Annotated in this window: 17 protein-coding genes and 1 pseudogene; 6 read left to right on the top strand and 12 right to left on the bottom strand. The window is 39.6% G+C overall.

Going from position 1 to position 15,424, the window contains the following annotated elements:
* Window positions 1-83 precede the first annotated feature (83 nt).
* Window positions 84-557 carry a divergent PAP2 family protein gene (locus PQ477_RS02275; RefSeq protein ID WP_035397603.1) on the top strand — a complete coding sequence of 158 codons (474 nt, stop codon included), beginning with the start codon at window positions 84-86 and terminating at the stop codon, window positions 555-557.
* Window positions 558-594: 37 nt separating this feature from the next.
* Here the strand turns inward: PQ477_RS02275 and PQ477_RS02280 are convergent, their stop codons facing one another.
* From PQ477_RS02280 to PQ477_RS02290, 3 genes are all read right to left on the bottom strand, one after another.
* On the bottom strand, window positions 595-1,218 hold the full coding sequence (locus tag PQ477_RS02280) for a 3D domain-containing protein (protein ID WP_035397613.1): 624 nt from the start codon (window positions 1,216-1,218) through the stop codon (window positions 595-597).
* Between the two features lie 85 nt (window positions 1,219-1,303).
* Window positions 1,304-1,630 carry a YuiB family protein gene (locus PQ477_RS02285; protein ID WP_035397606.1) on the bottom strand — a complete coding sequence of 109 codons (327 nt, stop codon included), beginning with the start codon at window positions 1,628-1,630 and terminating at the stop codon, window positions 1,304-1,306.
* Between the two features lie 121 nt (window positions 1,631-1,751).
* Window positions 1,752-2,954: an NAD(P)/FAD-dependent oxidoreductase gene (locus tag PQ477_RS02290; protein WP_144559413.1), complete on the bottom strand. Its 1,203-nt coding sequence runs from the start codon at window positions 2,952-2,954 to the stop codon at window positions 1,752-1,754.
* Between the two features lie 250 nt (window positions 2,955-3,204).
* Between PQ477_RS02290 and PQ477_RS02295 the strand changes: the two genes are divergently transcribed.
* Window positions 3,205-4,200 (top strand): NAD(P)/FAD-dependent oxidoreductase, encoded by a 996-nt coding sequence (locus tag PQ477_RS02295; protein WP_246117045.1) that lies wholly within the window; start codon window positions 3,205-3,207, stop codon window positions 4,198-4,200.
* Between the two features lie 39 nt (window positions 4,201-4,239).
* Here the strand turns inward: PQ477_RS02295 and PQ477_RS02300 are convergent, their stop codons facing one another.
* From PQ477_RS02300 to PQ477_RS02315, 4 genes are read right to left on the bottom strand one after another with little or no spacing between them, the layout of a single operon-like run.
* A complete protein-coding gene (locus PQ477_RS02300; protein ID WP_274272899.1) occupies window positions 4,240-5,370 on the bottom strand; it encodes a mannitol-1-phosphate 5-dehydrogenase in 1,131 nt (376 codons plus the stop codon).
* Entirely contained in the window at window positions 5,370-5,804 is a 435-nt protein-coding gene (locus PQ477_RS02305; RefSeq protein ID WP_035398266.1) for a PTS mannitol transporter subunit IIA, read from the bottom strand. The genes PQ477_RS02300 and PQ477_RS02305 overlap by 1 nt, the downstream gene beginning before the upstream one ends.
* The gene (locus PQ477_RS02310) at window positions 5,801-7,864 is read right to left on the bottom strand and encodes a BglG family transcription antiterminator (RefSeq protein WP_274272900.1); all 2,064 of its coding nucleotides are present in this window, start codon (window positions 7,862-7,864) and stop codon (window positions 5,801-5,803) included. Before PQ477_RS02310 ends, PQ477_RS02305 begins: the two co-directional genes overlap by 4 nt.
* 55 nt (window positions 7,865-7,919) lie before the next feature.
* Window positions 7,920-9,641: a PTS mannitol transporter subunit IIBC gene (locus PQ477_RS02315; protein ID WP_274272901.1), complete on the bottom strand. Its 1,722-nt coding sequence runs from the start codon at window positions 9,639-9,641 to the stop codon at window positions 7,920-7,922.
* Between the two features lie 211 nt (window positions 9,642-9,852).
* Between PQ477_RS02315 and PQ477_RS02320 the strand changes: the two genes are divergently transcribed.
* Together PQ477_RS02320 and PQ477_RS02325 are read left to right on the top strand one after the other, a co-directional pair.
* A complete protein-coding gene (locus PQ477_RS02320) occupies window positions 9,853-10,680 on the top strand; it encodes a transporter substrate-binding domain-containing protein (RefSeq protein WP_274272902.1) in 828 nt (275 codons plus the stop codon).
* Window positions 10,681-10,698: 18 nt separating this feature from the next.
* Window positions 10,699-11,373 carry an amino acid ABC transporter permease gene (locus PQ477_RS02325; RefSeq protein ID WP_035398270.1) on the top strand — a complete coding sequence of 225 codons (675 nt, stop codon included), beginning with the start codon at window positions 10,699-10,701 and terminating at the stop codon, window positions 11,371-11,373.
* Between the two features lie 33 nt (window positions 11,374-11,406).
* On the opposite strand, the gene PQ477_RS02330 is transcribed toward PQ477_RS02325, so the two are convergent.
* Window positions 11,407-11,760, bottom strand: coding sequence for a HesB/IscA family protein (locus tag PQ477_RS02330; RefSeq protein ID WP_035398272.1), 354 nt, complete (start codon window positions 11,758-11,760; stop codon window positions 11,407-11,409).
* Window positions 11,761-11,823: 63 nt separating this feature from the next.
* A complete protein-coding gene (locus tag PQ477_RS02335) occupies window positions 11,824-11,994 on the bottom strand; it encodes a Spo0E family sporulation regulatory protein-aspartic acid phosphatase (protein WP_081762414.1) in 171 nt (56 codons plus the stop codon).
* Window positions 11,995-12,207: 213 nt separating this feature from the next.
* Here PQ477_RS02335 and mqnE point away from each other — a divergent pair, with 213 nt between their 5' ends.
* Window positions 12,208-13,302, top strand: a complete 1,095-nt coding sequence (mqnE, locus tag PQ477_RS02340) for an aminofutalosine synthase MqnE (RefSeq protein WP_060703736.1) — start codon at window positions 12,208-12,210, stop codon at window positions 13,300-13,302.
* 37 nt (window positions 13,303-13,339) lie between these two features.
* Here the strand turns inward: mqnE and dapF are convergent, their stop codons facing one another.
* Genes dapF through PQ477_RS02355 form a run of 3 tightly spaced genes read right to left on the bottom strand, consistent with a single transcriptional unit; the run spans window position 13,340 to window position 14,705 of the window.
* On the bottom strand, window positions 13,340-14,191 hold the full coding sequence (gene dapF / locus PQ477_RS02345; RefSeq protein WP_274272903.1) for a diaminopimelate epimerase: 852 nt from the start codon (window positions 14,189-14,191) through the stop codon (window positions 13,340-13,342).
* A 6-nt stretch (window positions 14,192-14,197) separates the two neighbouring features.
* Window positions 14,198-14,437, bottom strand: a complete 240-nt coding sequence (locus PQ477_RS02350) for a hypothetical protein (RefSeq protein ID WP_035398276.1) — start codon at window positions 14,435-14,437, stop codon at window positions 14,198-14,200.
* 43 nt (window positions 14,438-14,480) lie between these two features.
* Window positions 14,481-14,705, bottom strand: coding sequence for a YuzB family protein (locus PQ477_RS02355; RefSeq protein ID WP_246117213.1), 225 nt, complete (start codon window positions 14,703-14,705; stop codon window positions 14,481-14,483).
* A gap of 213 nt (window positions 14,706-14,918) precedes the next feature.
* Here PQ477_RS02355 and PQ477_RS02360 point away from each other — a divergent pair.
* Window positions 14,919-15,083, top strand: a pseudogene (locus PQ477_RS02360) (TetR/AcrR family transcriptional regulator); the annotation flags it as partial.
* Window positions 15,084-15,424 lie beyond the last annotated feature (341 nt).

A 15,424-nucleotide genomic window follows, 5' to 3' on the forward strand; every position in this document is an offset into this window, starting at 1 on the left:
AAATCGAACTGCAGGGCAATCACCGTTTTGGTATGATATAATATCCTCATTATCATTAACGAGAAGAGCGAAAGGAAGACATTATGGAAATCTTTCAGAACTACCCGCTTTGGACAGCATTAATTGCGATCGTGTTAGCTCAAGCGATTAAAATTCCTCTCGCTTTTATTGCTACCCGTAAGCTAGACTTATCGCTTCTAACGAGTACAGGCGGTATGCCGAGTTCCCATTCCGCTGCAGTAACAGGTGTTTCAACAGCTATCGCAATTGAACATGGTTTAGACTCTTCTCTCTTTGCCATTTCAGCTATTTTTGCTGTTATTGTTATGTTTGATGCCACCGGAGTAAGAAGACACGCTGGCTATCATGCAACCGTGTTGAATCAACTCGTATTAGATTTTAATCGACTTGTAGAAGAAGTAAAAACATGGCCGAAAAAAGAAAACGAACAAAAACTGAAAGAACTACTTGGGCACCAGCCAATTGAAGTTTTCTTTGGCGCAGTACTTGGAGTGATTCTCGCCTTTGTTCTTTATCCACTTCTAGGCTCAATATAAAAAAACAAGCTCACCTCTTGTAAGTGAGCTTGTTTTTTTAGGTTTCTCGTGTACGCTTGAAGTCATGAATACTCGTCCGCTCATTTAATTGGTTTAATTCCTCTTGCGTAATAGTCCCAGTTCCTTCTTTTATCACAAACACATCTAAATCTTTCTTCCCCCACTCATTAAACACATCTTCAATTGAATCATAATATAAATCAATTTTTGTTCCTTTTATGGCCGATCCTGTATCAGCTACAACGCCATACCCATATCCAGGAATAAACAATACCGTTCCTAAAGGGAATACCGTCGGATCCGCTGCCACTGTTGAATAAGCATCTCTTAAAACAGGCAATCCAGAATACGTAATGCCGTATGCTGGGTCTCCTGGATTTTTTCCAGTCGATTCTTCACCAGCTGTATAACCTGTTGCTGTAACGTGAACTCGATGATAGTCATTTGTCTCTAATTCTTGTTCCATTAACGTATAAGTAGGAACAGTCAACCCTGGTATAGATCGATCATGTTCATGAAACGGCTTTTCTCCCACATCTTGCACGTACAGTTTAGAAAAAGGTAAATTAGTAAAAACAGAAATAGTCATAAATACTGCACCTATAAACAAAGCACTCATAAATAAGCGAAACGCCCATTTAAACGTTGAATTATTATACATATTCAATGTCACACTCCTCTACTACAGCTTTTCCAGTAGAGAGAACATTATGCAAAAAAAAACAGACCATACGCGTTAGTCTGTTTTAAAACATCTGATAACCTGCTTTTCTTAGTAATTTCATAATAATTCCAGCGGCAATAGCACCTAGAAAGCCACTTGTTAACACAATGATATCTGCAACATATAAAGACGTTAACCGGTCAAATAGCTGCGTAAATGCCGCCCCCGGCTGTTGAATAAATGTTCCATAAGGCGCTCTGTTTACAATGAGCAATACAACAATTGGGTAAACAAATGCCATGATCCACGTTAATCGTAATACCATATTTAATAGAAAGCCAATTCCGGCAAATAAAATAAAAAACAATATAATCGATACAATTAATTGTAATATATGTAACCCTTCCATCATCCATCCTCCCCTCTCAGTGTACGAAAAAGCGCTTCCGAAAGTCAATACGAATCTACACTCATGAAAAAACAGTAAGGCACATTCGCCCTACTGTTTATTTTATAACCTCACATTCATTTTATAGAGGAAACTTCCCTTTTTTAAGAGTAAGCATCGGTCCACCAAGAATAAATAAGGCACGGTTATCAATCATTTTTTTCATGAAGTTTGCTGTTCCACCGTAAATTTTCTTCGAACCAACAACACCAATTGCTTCTTTTCCACCAAGAGAAGCTACAGTCCCTTTAATGTCTGGCTTAAAGCTCTCAAGACTTGAACCACCTTTGTTAAGTGTTACGATGTTATTTGCACATGTTTTAGCCATTTGCATCGCAATCTGTGCTGTCGGCGGATAAGGACGGTTTATTTCTTCATTAATAATCAGCGCACAGTCACCGATAACAAACACATCATCAAAGCCTGGTGCACGTAAATCCGGCTCCACTTTAATACGTCCGCGATTTGCTTCAAAACCTGATTGATCAATAACTGGATTCCCACGAACCCCTGTCGCCCATACGATTGTCTCAGATTTAATTTCTTCGCCTTCTCCAACAATAACACCTGAAGCCGTAACCTCTTTAATAGGTGTGTTAATTTTGAACTCAACGCCACGACTTTCAAGCAAGTTCATTCCGTATTCAACAAGCTCTGGATCGAATCCAGGAAGCGCACTTGGAGCTGCTTCCACTACGAATAAACGAACTTTTTCACGTGGTACATCGTATTTTTTACATAGCTCTGGAATACGCTCAGATAATTCACCGATAAATTCAATACCTGTAAAGCCAGCGCCAGCTACTACGAATGTTAACATGCCCTCATGAGGATCAGCTGTGTTGTTGTAATTAGCAAACTGGGCATCAATGTGATCTTTTACTTGACGCGCGCCGTTTAACGTCCACTTTGTGAATGCATGTTCATGAACACCTGGGATGCCAAATGTTTCTGATACAGCACCTAACGATACAACTAAATAGTCGTAATCTAGCTCACCATCTTTAAGCATCACTTTTTTGTCGTCTGTTTTAATTTCTAGCACTTCATCTTGAACGAAATTCACTTTGTTTGTATTTAAGACATCGGAAATCTTAACTCGAGTACGATCTGGGTCCATCGTTCCCGCTGCTGGTTCATGTAACCACGTTGTTTGGTAATGGTAGTCGTGCTTATTAACAAGTGTAATGGATGCTTCGTTGTGCCCTAATTTTTTTGACAACGCTACAGCGGTATTCATTCCACCATATCCAGCACCTGCGATAACGATCTTTGCTTTGTTCACTTCAAATCACTTCCAATTTAGTATTTTAATTCTTATGGCGTTAATGTTTGTGAGAAATTTCACGTTCTTATTCACAACAAAGGAATTTCATAGAATCGTCATATAATCCAACACTCTAATAATATTCGTTTTTTCTTCAAAATTCAACTCCATTATACAAAAAAATTATCTTTCATTCCTGCCCTTTGTATTTGTTTCTTCCTCCATGTATAATGAGAAAGGATCTCAATTCAGTCGGGGGTGTAACACATTGGAAGAAAGAGAAGATTTGTATGATTTAACGATTATCGGCGGTGGTCCAGCCGGACTATTTGCAGCCTTCTACGCAGGTATGCGTCAAATGAAAGTAAAAGTAGTTGAAAGTATGCCTCAATTAGGTGGTCAACTTTCAGCACTGTATCCTGATAAATATATTTATGATGTTGCTGGTTTTCCAAATGTAAAAGCGCAAGATCTAGTTGATCAGTTGACTGCTCAAGCGCAGCAATTTAATCCTACACTTGCATTAGAGGAAGCTGTTCAAACATTGGTAAAGGAAAATGATGATACGTTTACATTAACCACAAATAAACAATCTCATGCAACAAAAGCTGTTTTAATTACAGCTGGTGCTGGTGCTTTTGCTCCAAGAAAACTAAAAGTAGCAGATGCTGAACAATATGAAGATAAAAATATTCATTATTTCATTCGCGATTTAAGTGCGTTTACCGGAAAACGCGTTGTTGTTATAGGCGGCGGTGATTCTGCTGTGGACTGGGCATTAATGCTTGAGCCTATCGCAAAAGAAGTAACCCTCGTTCACCGTCGTGATGAGTTTCGCGCTCACGAACATAGCGTAGAATTGCTGAAGAAGTCTAAGGTGCGTTTATTGACACCATTTGAAACAACAGAGCTTCATGGCAACGGTGAGCTCGTTGAATCACTTACATTCACAAAAGTAAAAGGTGAAGAAACTGAGACGATTCATGTAGACGATGTTGTTGTCACATTTGGCTTTGTTTCTAGTCTAGGACCAATTAAAGAATGGGGATTAGACATTCATAAAAATGCGATTAAAGTGAACTCCAAAATGGAAACGAATATTGAAGGGGTTTACGCCGCTGGTGATGTGAGTACGTATGACGGAAAAGTAAAACTGATTGCTACCGGCTTTGGTGAAGCACCAACTGCTGTAAACAATGCAAAAGTATATATCGATCCAAAAGCCCGCGTCTTCCCTGGTCACTCCACAAGTCTTTTTGAATAAGAAGGAGCTCGCTACTAACGTAGCGAGCTTTCTTTCTTTTTATTCATGTCGTTTCCGTAGTAATTCAACAAGAGGGTGTGATTCTTCAATCCCAGTAATACTTGTAAACGCCCCGATTTTTCCTTTTTCTTCAATGAGCTGTTTAAGCTTTATACTTTCTTCATCTGTTTCATCATAAAAATGTAGGGCATCATCAATCGTTTCCACAAGTGATTCAGGATGCAAGCCTTTTTCAGCTAATGCTTTTGCTGGTTTTACTAAGCGATCCTTTACTCCTAATTTACGGATAGGGCCTCGACCAACACGTTGAACTTTATCCTCTAAATAAGGATTCTCAAATCGCGTAATGATTTTATCAATATAAGCTTCCTGTTCATCTGGATCAAATCCATGATCGTCAACTAGAATGGCTTTTGTTTCATTTAAAGCTCCGCGTACACGATGTTTAATATAATCACTCGCTAACGCCTCTTTGATCGTCTCAATCCCTGCTCGAAAGCCTGCATAAGAGGCTACAGCATGTCCAGTATTGACCGTAAACAGTTTACGCTCAATAAAAGGAGCTAAATCCTGTACTAGTTTCGCTTTACCTAGCGCTACGGTATCACCTATTAAGGACGGCTCCTCCACAACCCATTCAAAAAATGGTTCCACTGTGACAGCTAAAAGGTCTTCAGACTGCACATTCGGTACGATACGGTCAACGGCAGCATCTGCAAAGCCTGTGTATCCTTGGATCGTTTCCCATTCACTTTGACTTAGTTTTTCGATAACCGCTTCTTTCAGTTGTGATGTAGCGCGTATTGCATTTTCACAAGCAATAATATTAACCGGCTTTACCCCTTTACGCGCAAGCAACCCTTTGGCAATTGTGCTCGCAAGCATTGGCAAAATATGCGGTCCTACAGCCGTTGTAATCACATCAGCATCTTGAATCGCTTCTATTACAGCACCTTCGTTTTCTTTACTGTTGATTCCGGACACATTGTCCACAGTAAACGTCGTATGCTCTTCTCCAACAACATGAACTGTGTAGTTTCCACGCTCATTTAATGCTTGAATAACGGTATCGTTCACATCTACGAATTGTACGTGGTAGCCTGCATCAGCTAACAAAGCACCAATAAAGCCTCTCCCAATGTTTCCTGCCCCAAAATGAACAGCCTTCATTATTCAGCAACCTCAGAGAAAAAATCGAGTACGTCTTTTTCGGACTTCGCTTTAAGTAGTTCACGAACATTTTCTTCTTCAGAGCAAGCAATGGCAATCTGTGAAAGAATAGCTAAATGCTCGTCTCCTTTCCCAGCTATACCGATTACAAGCTGTACAGGGTTTCCGTTCCAATCCATTTCTTCCTCCAGTAATTGAATGGATAAACCAGAAGAACGTACTTCATCTCGTGCATCTTCTGTACCGTGTGGTATAGCAAGTAAATTGCCCATGTACGTGGACGTTACTTCTTCTCGTTCAAACATTTTATCAATGTACGTTTCGCTAATGTAACCTTGTTCAGCTAAAATTTCACCTGCTTGACGAATGGCTTCTTCTTTAGAGCTTACGTTCACATGTAAACGGATGTTTTCTTCTTTTAAAATACTCATCATGTATCGACTCCTTCGTTAATAAATCGCATTAAAAATGTTTTACTTTTTTCTTCAAGCAACGATTGGATGCTTGAAATGGTTTCTTCTTTAAAAACTTTCGTTTGTTCCTCCGATTCAATCAACAGGATACTTAAGTAACTCATATAAGCAAGCTGTTGCTCTGTTAAATCAAGAGGAGCTAGCATTAAGATAACCCTAGCAATGTCTTCTTTTTCTCCTGCCATCGATAACACAGAAGTAGATCGGCTTAATGTTAGTATCCCAAAAACAGGCGCAAGTATATCTTCTGTACGTGTATGATATAAAGCCATACCCGCATTTGGAATTGCTAACCCTCCAAGTTCTTCCCGCTCTTTTAAAGCCCTAAGAACCTGGTCGTGTTTTTTTACTTTACCCTTTTTTTCAAGATCCTCAACAACATTATCTAGGTCGTTTTCTACGGTATCAATACGACAATGAAACACAGAATCAAGGACTTGTTCCATAAACAAGCTCATTGTTGTAATGTCCTTCATTGTTATAGGTGTCTGCAGCTCTCTAACTGAAGGAACGGTTACCATTGGCGGCTGTTCATTTTGACGATCTAGATACGTTTGAATCATCTTCACTTCATTGTCTGTTAAAACAGGACTAACATGGATTGCTTGACGCTTTCGCTCATTAATACGAACAGTAGACAAAAATAAATCAAAAGAATGAGGATCGTATTGATTTAAATCTAATAGTGAGGCTAACGTAATCGATTGAACTTCAGGAAATTCATCTCGAATCCGACTAGACAGCATTCGAGCTGATCCGATCCCACTCGAACATACAACAAGCGCACGAATGGGTCCACGGTTACGATTTCTTGTAATGACCGCACCAAAGTGTAACGTTAAAAAACCAATTTCTTCATCTGGTAGTTCAATTGGCGAAAATACTTTTCCTGCTTTTTCTTTTGTAACATTGAATAGCGAACCGTAGTCTGCTTTAATTTTGTCGAGAAGCGGATTGTGTATTTTCATATGCTGCTCAACTCGATAAATCGTAGGTCTCAAGTGTGCAAGTAGTCCTTGAAAAAAGGAAGGATCGCTAAAGGAAATACGTAATGCCTCTTCCATTTCTCTTATAAGCGCTTTTACCCGATAAGACAGTTCAGGGTTCCCTTTTATAAACGTTTCTTCAAAAGGTTGAGACGTTCTCGTCCCTCGTAAATGCATGACTAAATAGCCGACTTCTTCTTTTGGAATATGAATATGAAACGTCTTCTCTAGCGCTTTTGCCAAGCTCTGCGCTAATGGCAACACATCTTTTTCCCGTTCTAGCACTTCTAGCTGCATAGCATCCATTTGAATCTTTTCACCTTGGCGAATTCGCTCGATTGCCAATGTAATATGAACGACGAGGGCTATATACGACTGGTCGGTTAATCGCTCCAAAGCCTCAGCATGAAGTTGAGCTAATGTTTTCTGAACGTTTCGTATTGTCACTAGATCAACGAAATGAAGCAAACGATTCGCTACTTCTTGTTGTAAATCCTCAGAAAAAACCGCATGATAAAACGTCTCTTCTGTTAAATGCTCTGAAAGAACAGCCGACATCGCTCGTCGTATAGACGTTTCGGTTCCAATTGCTTCAACCCCAAACCCTCTTTTTCGAACAAGTTCAATGCCAAAACGTTCAAGCCACTCACTCGCCTTATATAAGTCAGAACTAACGGTTGCTACTGCGACGTCTAACTCTTTTGCAAGGGCATAAAGTTTTACTGGCCCTTTCGCATCTAATAAGGTAGCAAGCAGTAGACTCACTCGTTCTTCTGCTGTTAAATGCTCTTGTTTGTTGTCCACTAATTTGGTTGCAAGCTTCTGCTTCGCTTCGATTGTGCCAAGAACTCTAACACGCGGTTTTCGCTGTAGCGTTAATTCATTCGTTTTAAGCGTCTTTTCTACATCTTTTAAATCGCGTTGAACAGTACGGAGACTAACCGAGGCCATTTCCGCTAGTTCTTTTATGCTCAATCCCATTTCATGATCCAGCAGCGTTTTAATGAGTATACGCTCTCTCGCCGTTAAGAACACAATAAAAACCTCCAATTACAGCAGGAAGCACCCCTAGAGTTAGGGATGCTATTTTTTATTTCAAGCGTTCAATTAACTCATCATACTTCGGACTGTTCATGAAGTTTTCCACGGAAATGTGTTCAGCGTTTGGCTGTTTTTGTTTTGCACGCTCCGTTAAGTCTTTATGGGTAATCACAATGTCAGCATCCGACGGAATAGAATTAATTGCTGTATTCGATATATGGATACCCTCAATGTTTGCCTTCTTAAACTTATTTTTTAATAAAGAGGCACCCATTGCACTTGACCCCATTCCGGCATCACACGCAAAGATAATTTTATCAACTTCTTCTTTTGTCGCTTCTGATGAAACAGGCTCCTCTATCGATTGACCACCTTTTAAATCTTCAATAATTTCATTATAGCGTGGGCTATTCATAAAATTATCCACAGATACGTGTATAGCAGATGGATTCTTTTGCTTAGCACGCTCGGTAAGATCCTTATGGGTAATCACAAGATCGGCACTGTCTGGAATATTGCTAATGGACGTATTCGAAACCGACACGCCTTCAATTCCTGCTTTCTTCACGCGATCTTTCATAATGGACGCACCCATTGCACTCGAACCCATACCAGCATCACATGCGAAGATGATGGATGAAACGTTTTCGTATCCATTTCCTGTTTTTGAACCGCTTGTTGAAACAACAGAAGATTTCTTACCTTTCATATCCTGCATCTTTGCTTGTGCTTCTTCAATATTGTCTTCCTCGCCTTTTTTGTCGAAGCGGAGGATAAGAGAAGCAATTACAAAGGAAACAACCGTCGCCACTAAGACCCCTAAAATAACACCTAGATAATCTCCCTGTGCTGTTAAAGCCATGATTGGAATAATACTTCCTGGTGAAGCTGGAGCAACTAAACCAACTTGGAAGAGGTTAAATACAAATACTCCAGATGCACCACCAAAGATAACGGCAAGAAACATTAATGGTTTCATTAGTACATAAGGGAAGTAAATTTCATGAATACCACCAATAAAATGAATGATACCAGCTCCATATGCAGAGCCTCGAGCAACACCTTTACCAAATATCATAAACGCTAGTAAAATACCTAAACCTGGACCAGGGTTAGCTTCTAATAAGTAAAAGATTGATTTACCGAGAGTGTCAAATTGTGTTGCTGCTAAAGGTACGAGCACGCCATGATTGATGGCATTGTTTAAGAACAAGATTTTTGCTGGCTCAATAATAATACTTACAAGCGGTAATAAGCCAGTAGAGATAAGAAAATCTGCCCCTGCTCCTAGCGCACTTGTCAGTCCTTTTACAATTGGTGCTACAAGGAGTGATCCTATTACGGCTAAAGCAGCACCAATTAATCCAGCCGAGAAGTTGTTAACAAGCATTTCAAACCCTTGTCTAATCTTCCCATCAACTAATTGGTCAAACTTTTTAATGGCATAACCACCAAGTGGCCCCATAATCATTGCTCCAATAAACATTGGTGCGTCTGGTACAGCTGCAATGACACCCATTACTGCTGTTGCCCCTACTACACCCCCGCGCATATCATGGACTAGCTTACCACCTGTATAAGCAATTAGTAGTGGTAGCAAGTAGTAGATCATTGGTACAACCATGTTATCTAAAATTTGTATAAAGAAGAATGCATTAATAGCTGTGATAGTACCAAAAGCAATAAACGCGCCAATGTTTGGCATGATCATGCTGCTTAAATTACTTCCGAATCGTTGTACACGGGATCGGATGCTTTTTTTCTCGGTCATATTCGTTCCTCCTATTCAAGTAAGTACTTTACTTGCATTGTATCCATCAATAGCTTGCCCTTCAAGAAAAGGAAAATACAATTTCGTCGCACTCGTTGCGACAAAACTGTTAAAAGTGCTTTCTTTTATAATAGAAGAAACTGTTTTCAACTTGATTGTTTTATACTTTCGTTGCATACTTACAAAGTACATAGAATTAGGGGGAATTACGATGATTAACAAACTTATTTTTCCTTCTTTGATTGCGACGGTTTTCCTTACCGCTTGCGGATCAAACGAAGACGATATAGCATCTGGAAACACAGCTTGGAATGCCATTCAAGAATCTGGAACGATGACGGTCGCTACGGCTGGCACTTTGTTTCCGACTTCTTACCATTCGGAAGACGATCAATTGACTGGTTATGAAGTGGAACTTGTTAGGGAAATTGCTGCCATTCTTGATGTTGAAGTTGAATTTGAGGAAATTGGCGTAGATACAATGACACAGGCCTTAAACAGTGGTCGTGTTCATATTGCTGCCAATAGTCTGACAAAAACGGAGGAGCGGGAACAAAACTTTGATTTTTCTACTCCATATAAATACTCGTTCGGAAGTGCCATCGTTCGAGAGGAAGATTTATCTGGCATTGAAACGTTAGAAGACTTAGATGGAAAGATTGCGCTAGGAGCCATGAATACGACTTATATGCAAAAAGCAGAAGAATACGGCGCAACGCCAAAATTCTTTGATAATGTCACAAATGACGTCTATTTAAGAGCAGTCGAAAATGGTCAAGGAGACGTTATTCTAAACGATTATTACCTTCAATCCATTACAGTCAATCATTTAACGGATATTGATGTTCAAGTACATCCGACACTCTTTTACGATCCAAGCGAGCAAGGTATTATGCTTGCTAAAGACGAGCCTCTTTTACTTGAAGCGATAAATGAAGCCATTACACAACTATTAGAAGATGGAACAGCCGCATCGCTGTCTGAAGAATTTTTTGACGGCTATGATGTCACTCAACTTCCTGATATTGATTTTGAATAACATAAAGGGTGTTTAAGAATGAGTTCTTTTGATCTGACACTTGCCATTGAATCGTTCCCCTATATTTTAAAAGGGCTTCAATATACTATGCTCGTTGCGGTTGTAAGCATGATCATTGCTTTAGTTCTTGGCTTTTTTCTAGCTTTAGGTAGGATGTCCAAGCATATTTATTTTCGCTGGCCAAGTATGCTTTTCATTTCCTTTAATCGCGGTGTACCGATCCTTGTTCTACTTTTTCTTCTTTACGCTGCACTACCAGAACTTGGGTTTAGTTTAAGCACAGTCGCTGCGGCTATCGTCGCCTTCAGTTTAAATACTTCCGCCTACATCGCGGAAGTAAACCGTTCGGCACTTTCTTCCGTGCCTTTGGGGCAACATGAAGCTGGCTCTGTATTAGGGTTAAATAAATGGCAGACGATGCGCTACGTTATTTTGCCACAAGCGATTCGTATTGCGTTACCTCCGTTAAGCAACGTCTTTTTAACACTCATTAAATCCACTTCAATTGCCTCTACGATTGCGTTACCAGAATTAATGTATCAAGCACGCATAATCGGTGGTCGTGAATTCAATTACTTAACCGTCATTATTGTAGCAGCATTAATCTATTGGGTTGTTTGCTCTTTACTATCCTGGCTACAACGGTATTTAGAAAAACGCTACAATCACTACTTAGAACCAGAACAAAAATAAGAAGAACCGAAGCAAACGCTTCGGTTCTTTGTTTTAACAGTTTTCTGGTGTACCGGCATTTGTTGCGGTTCTGAATGAAGAGCCACACCCACAATTGGCGATCGCGTTAGGATTATCAATCGTAAAGCCGCCACCCATCATATTTTGTTTATAGTCAATGACTAGTCCTTTAATAATTGGTTCACTTTCCTGGTCAACAATAACGTCAATTCCATTTACTTGGAATGCTGTATCGTCCTCTGTCTTCTCATCATCAAAGCCCATGCCATAGGAAAGACCAGAACAGCCTCCGCCTTGTACACCGATTCGGAGCTTTAGTGACTCGTCACCTTCCTCTTTCTTCATGGAAAGAATTTGCGCTGCCGCTGCATCTGTAAGAGTAATCATGTTCGTGCCTCCCTTTTTTCTTTCCTATAGTATAGACCTTTTTGTTTTTATACTCAAGTTTTTCTACTCTAAGGGTGATTGGTCTTTACGCATTAATCGATTATGTATATCGTCAATTTGTTCGCTGTATGTCAATACAAGAGGATGATTTAAACCATGACGCTTAGCCGCTTGCAGCATTTCATAGCGCAACAGCTCCAGCCTTTCCAAACATAGGTCATTCCGTACGTTCATTTTACCTCACACCTCAATTTTATAAGTATTCACCAACCTGTATATTACATCGTACACCTACCGTGTTTCAATAAGTCATTCTACTTATTTTCTTCCTTGTGTCTGTTTCACGTTTCTTTCTTTCTTAAAAGTGTAGTAGTATAATAGAATGTGAAATCAACAAAAAGACTTCGTTATGTGCATCAAGCGATGTTTTAAAGGAGGATTCCGAAGATGAGTGTGCTTTTGACAGACACAAACCTTCAAAACGTAAAAGAGAAAGTTTTGAACGGTGAACGCTTATCCATAGAAGATGGTCTAACATTATACGAAACACCAGATTTACTGGGTGTTGCTCAATTAGCTAATCTTGTAAACGAAAGAAAGAATGGTCAAAACGTTTATTTTATTGAAAACCTCTATATTAATCCGACAAATGTATGTGAGGCAAATTGTGGCTTTTGCGGGTTTAAACGGAAGCCAGGTGAAGAAGGTGCCTACACAATGGACGAAGAAGCGTTGTTAAAATACGTTTCTGACCGTTGGAACGATAATATTCGAGAGTTTCATATTGTTGGTGGTCACAACAATGAAGTCGGCTTTGACTATTACGTCAATATCGTTAAAACATTGAAGAAACATTATCCACAGGTAACAGTAAAAGCATATACTGGCGCCGAGATTGAATTCTTCTCCCGTCTCGCTGGCATTTCTATGAAAGAAGTGATTCAAACGTTAATGGATGCTGGCCTATCAACACTTACAGGTGGTGGTGCTGAGATATTAACGGAGCGCTACCGTGCCATTATGAGCCCTGAAAAAGCTTCTACTGACCAATGGCTTGAAGCACACGAAACGGCGCACAACCTTGGTTTACGCACGCATTCAACGATGCTCTATGGCTCAGTTGAATCAAAAGAAGAACGTTTGATTCATATGCAACGAGTACGTGAGCTACAGGACCGTACAAATGGGTTTATGGTATTTATTCCACTAGCGATGCAGCCAAGAAACGTGAAAGCTGGGTTAAATAGACGAACGTCTGCTTACGACGATATGAGAACCATTGCAGTTAGTCGCTTAATGCTTGATAACTTCCCTCATATTAAAGCCTACTGGATTAATATTGGCGTTCAACTTACACAAATGGCATTAACATTTGGATCAAGCGATATCCATGGTACATTAATTGAAGAACGGATTTCTCATTCTGTCGGCGCCTTAACGTCTGCCGGTATTACGAGAAAAGAATTAATTCATATGATTAAGAGTGCAGGAAAAAATCCGGTTGAGCGAGATACGTTCTACAACATTATTAAAGAATACTAAACAAAAAAGCTTGGGGCTTATTCGCCCCAAGCTTTTTTTACAAGCACACATCCCCACTGCATATATATTCAGCAGGGCCTTTCATCCACACATCTCCATCATCTTTCCACGTGATCTGTAAATCCCCACCTAATAAGTGCACAGTAACCTCTGATTCTTTCTCTAAGTGACCATTCAAAACACCTGCTACTACTGCTGCGCAAGCACCCGTTCCACAAGCCTGTGTTATACCGGAACCTCTCTCCCACACGCGGAAGTGAATTTCCTTTGGGCTCACAACTTCAACCCATTCGACGTTTACCCACTCAGGAAACCGGTCATGTTTTTCAATTAAAGGGCCAATTTCTTTAACTGGCGCCTTCTCAATTGAGTCGATAAATTGAACAGCATGTGGATTCCCCATAGAGACGGCGGTTACTCTAATGTCTTGATGGTACACAGGGATCACTTCGTTAACGATCATTGCCTCACTATGCTCGTTTTTCATAGGAATTTCTTTTGCTAACAAACGTGGTTGTCCCATATTAACCGTTACAGATTGAACACAATTTTCATGGTCAACTGAAACGGTTGCTTCAACATTTCCACCTAACGTTTCAATTGTAAAAGAAGTTGTTGTTACAAGTCCATGCTCATAGCTATATTTTGCTACACAGCGCAAACCGTTGCCACAGTTCTTCGCTTCTGATCCATCATTGTTAAACACTCTCATTTTGACTGCTGCAGTTTGCGATGGATAGATCAAAATCATCCCATCGCTTCCGATACCTTTATTCTTATCTGCTAATCGTACAGCGGTTTCACTTAATTGCTTTTCGGGTAAGTTTTCATTAAACATATTGACATACACATAGCTATTCCCTAAACCATGCATTTTTGTAAATTTCATCTTGTTTCACCCTCTTAATGGTTGGTCTGCCCAGAAGTAATCATCATCTGCCTCTATTATTGTCATAACCGTATGACAGCAAGGCATATTTAAACGAACTTTAAACTGTTCTTTTGCGCGTTTTACGTCTTTTGGCTTCATGTTCGTTAACACATGTTCTTGCTTACAAAAAGGACATTCTTCAATATAGATATCTTTACCTTGTACTTCATATGGCCAAGTGTGACTAAATGGTAAAGGGTGCACAGTTCTCCTCCTCTATTGCTTGTTCAATACTCACTCAAACACGTTATGTTAAAGTAAAACATATCTTATTTATCTTTTCTAGTAATTGAGCTGGTGTCTCACCAGCAACATACGTATCATTAATGAACAGAAAATGCTCTTGGTTACACACTCCACACTGTGTTAAACAGCCATATTCTACTATTTCAACGTGTGGAAGTGACAGTAAGGAGTTAATGACTTCATCTGTCCCATTATGTACATTGTTCATGCAGCACTCAATCAACATCTTCACTTCGTTCACCTCTTTTTTATGCTACTTTGTCACTACTGTAAAGTCAATCTGAATCAAACGTATTGGTAAAAGAAGAAAGTATAAATTTTGGGTTGTCGAATGAAAGCACAATCGGTATAATCAAAACTGACCAGAGTCATTTTTAGTTCCAATCACTCGTAACCGAGGTGAAAAAACAAACCGTATTCTTTAAACGGTTTTTAAAAAATGAATCAATCGAAAAAAAACCGAACACGATCTGCCATACTTCAATCTGCACATACCTTATTTTATGAAAAAGGGTTTGAAGAAACAACGGTTGCAGAAATTACAAAAGGAGCACATGTAGCGAAAGGTACATTCTTTAACCACTTCCCTACAAAAGAATCCATTTTACACGCTCTATTTGAGAAACAATTGTTAGAGCTATTAAATCAACAGCAAGAGAACCTTTCTTCAGAAACAATCTTAACGCAAATTCGTTCAAGCTTACTTTATTTACTAAAGGATTATGATATTCATCCTAGCCTAACGATTCAAACTTGGAAACATGTAATTGAAAATGAAAAGCGCTTGCACACCTATTGGGTTGAGCTGTTAGAAAAAGCTTACGAAACACTTTCGTTAGCAGAGAGAGAGCATTACGCTCATATTATTAACAGCCATATTGCCTATACGATGAGTGCTTTCCATCAAGAATCCACAAGAATAGGACTTGTTCATCGAGCGATGTC

Source organism: Shouchella hunanensis (assembly GCF_028735875.1).
In the GTDB taxonomy this organism is placed as follows: Bacteria; Bacillota; Bacilli; order Bacillales; family Bacillaceae_D; genus Shouchella; species Shouchella hunanensis.

Coding starts and splice junctions, on each gene's coding strand:
- PQ477_RS02275 (WP_035397603.1), top strand. CDS start 84: ATGGAAATCTTTCAGAACTACCCGCTTTGGACAGCATTAATTGCGATC.
- dapF (WP_274272903.1), bottom strand. CDS start 14,191: ATGAAATTTACAAAAATGCATGGTTTAGGGAATAGCTATGTGTATGTC.
- PQ477_RS02315 (WP_274272901.1), bottom strand. CDS start 9,641: ATGACCGAGAAAAAAAGCATCCGATCCCGTGTACAACGATTCGGAAGT.
- mqnE (WP_060703736.1), top strand. CDS start 12,208: ATGAGTGTGCTTTTGACAGACACAAACCTTCAAAACGTAAAAGAGAAA.
- PQ477_RS02355 (WP_246117213.1), bottom strand. CDS start 14,705: ATGTTGATTGAGTGCTGCATGAACAATGTACATAATGGGACAGATGAA.
- PQ477_RS02330 (WP_035398272.1), bottom strand. CDS start 11,760: ATGATTACTCTTACAGATGCAGCGGCAGCGCAAATTCTTTCCATGAAG.
- PQ477_RS02325 (WP_035398270.1), top strand. CDS start 10,699: ATGAGTTCTTTTGATCTGACACTTGCCATTGAATCGTTCCCCTATATT.
- PQ477_RS02300 (WP_274272899.1), bottom strand. CDS start 5,370: ATGAAGGCTGTTCATTTTGGGGCAGGAAACATTGGGAGAGGCTTTATT.
- PQ477_RS02320 (WP_274272902.1), top strand. CDS start 9,853: ATGATTAACAAACTTATTTTTCCTTCTTTGATTGCGACGGTTTTCCTT.
- PQ477_RS02285 (WP_035397606.1), bottom strand. CDS start 1,630: ATGGAAGGGTTACATATATTACAATTAATTGTATCGATTATATTGTTT.
- PQ477_RS02280 (WP_035397613.1), bottom strand. CDS start 1,218: ATGTATAATAATTCAACGTTTAAATGGGCGTTTCGCTTATTTATGAGT.
- PQ477_RS02305 (WP_035398266.1), bottom strand. CDS start 5,804: ATGATGAGTATTTTAAAAGAAGAAAACATCCGTTTACATGTGAACGTA.
- PQ477_RS02335 (WP_081762414.1), bottom strand. CDS start 11,994: ATGAACGTACGGAATGACCTATGTTTGGAAAGGCTGGAGCTGTTGCGC.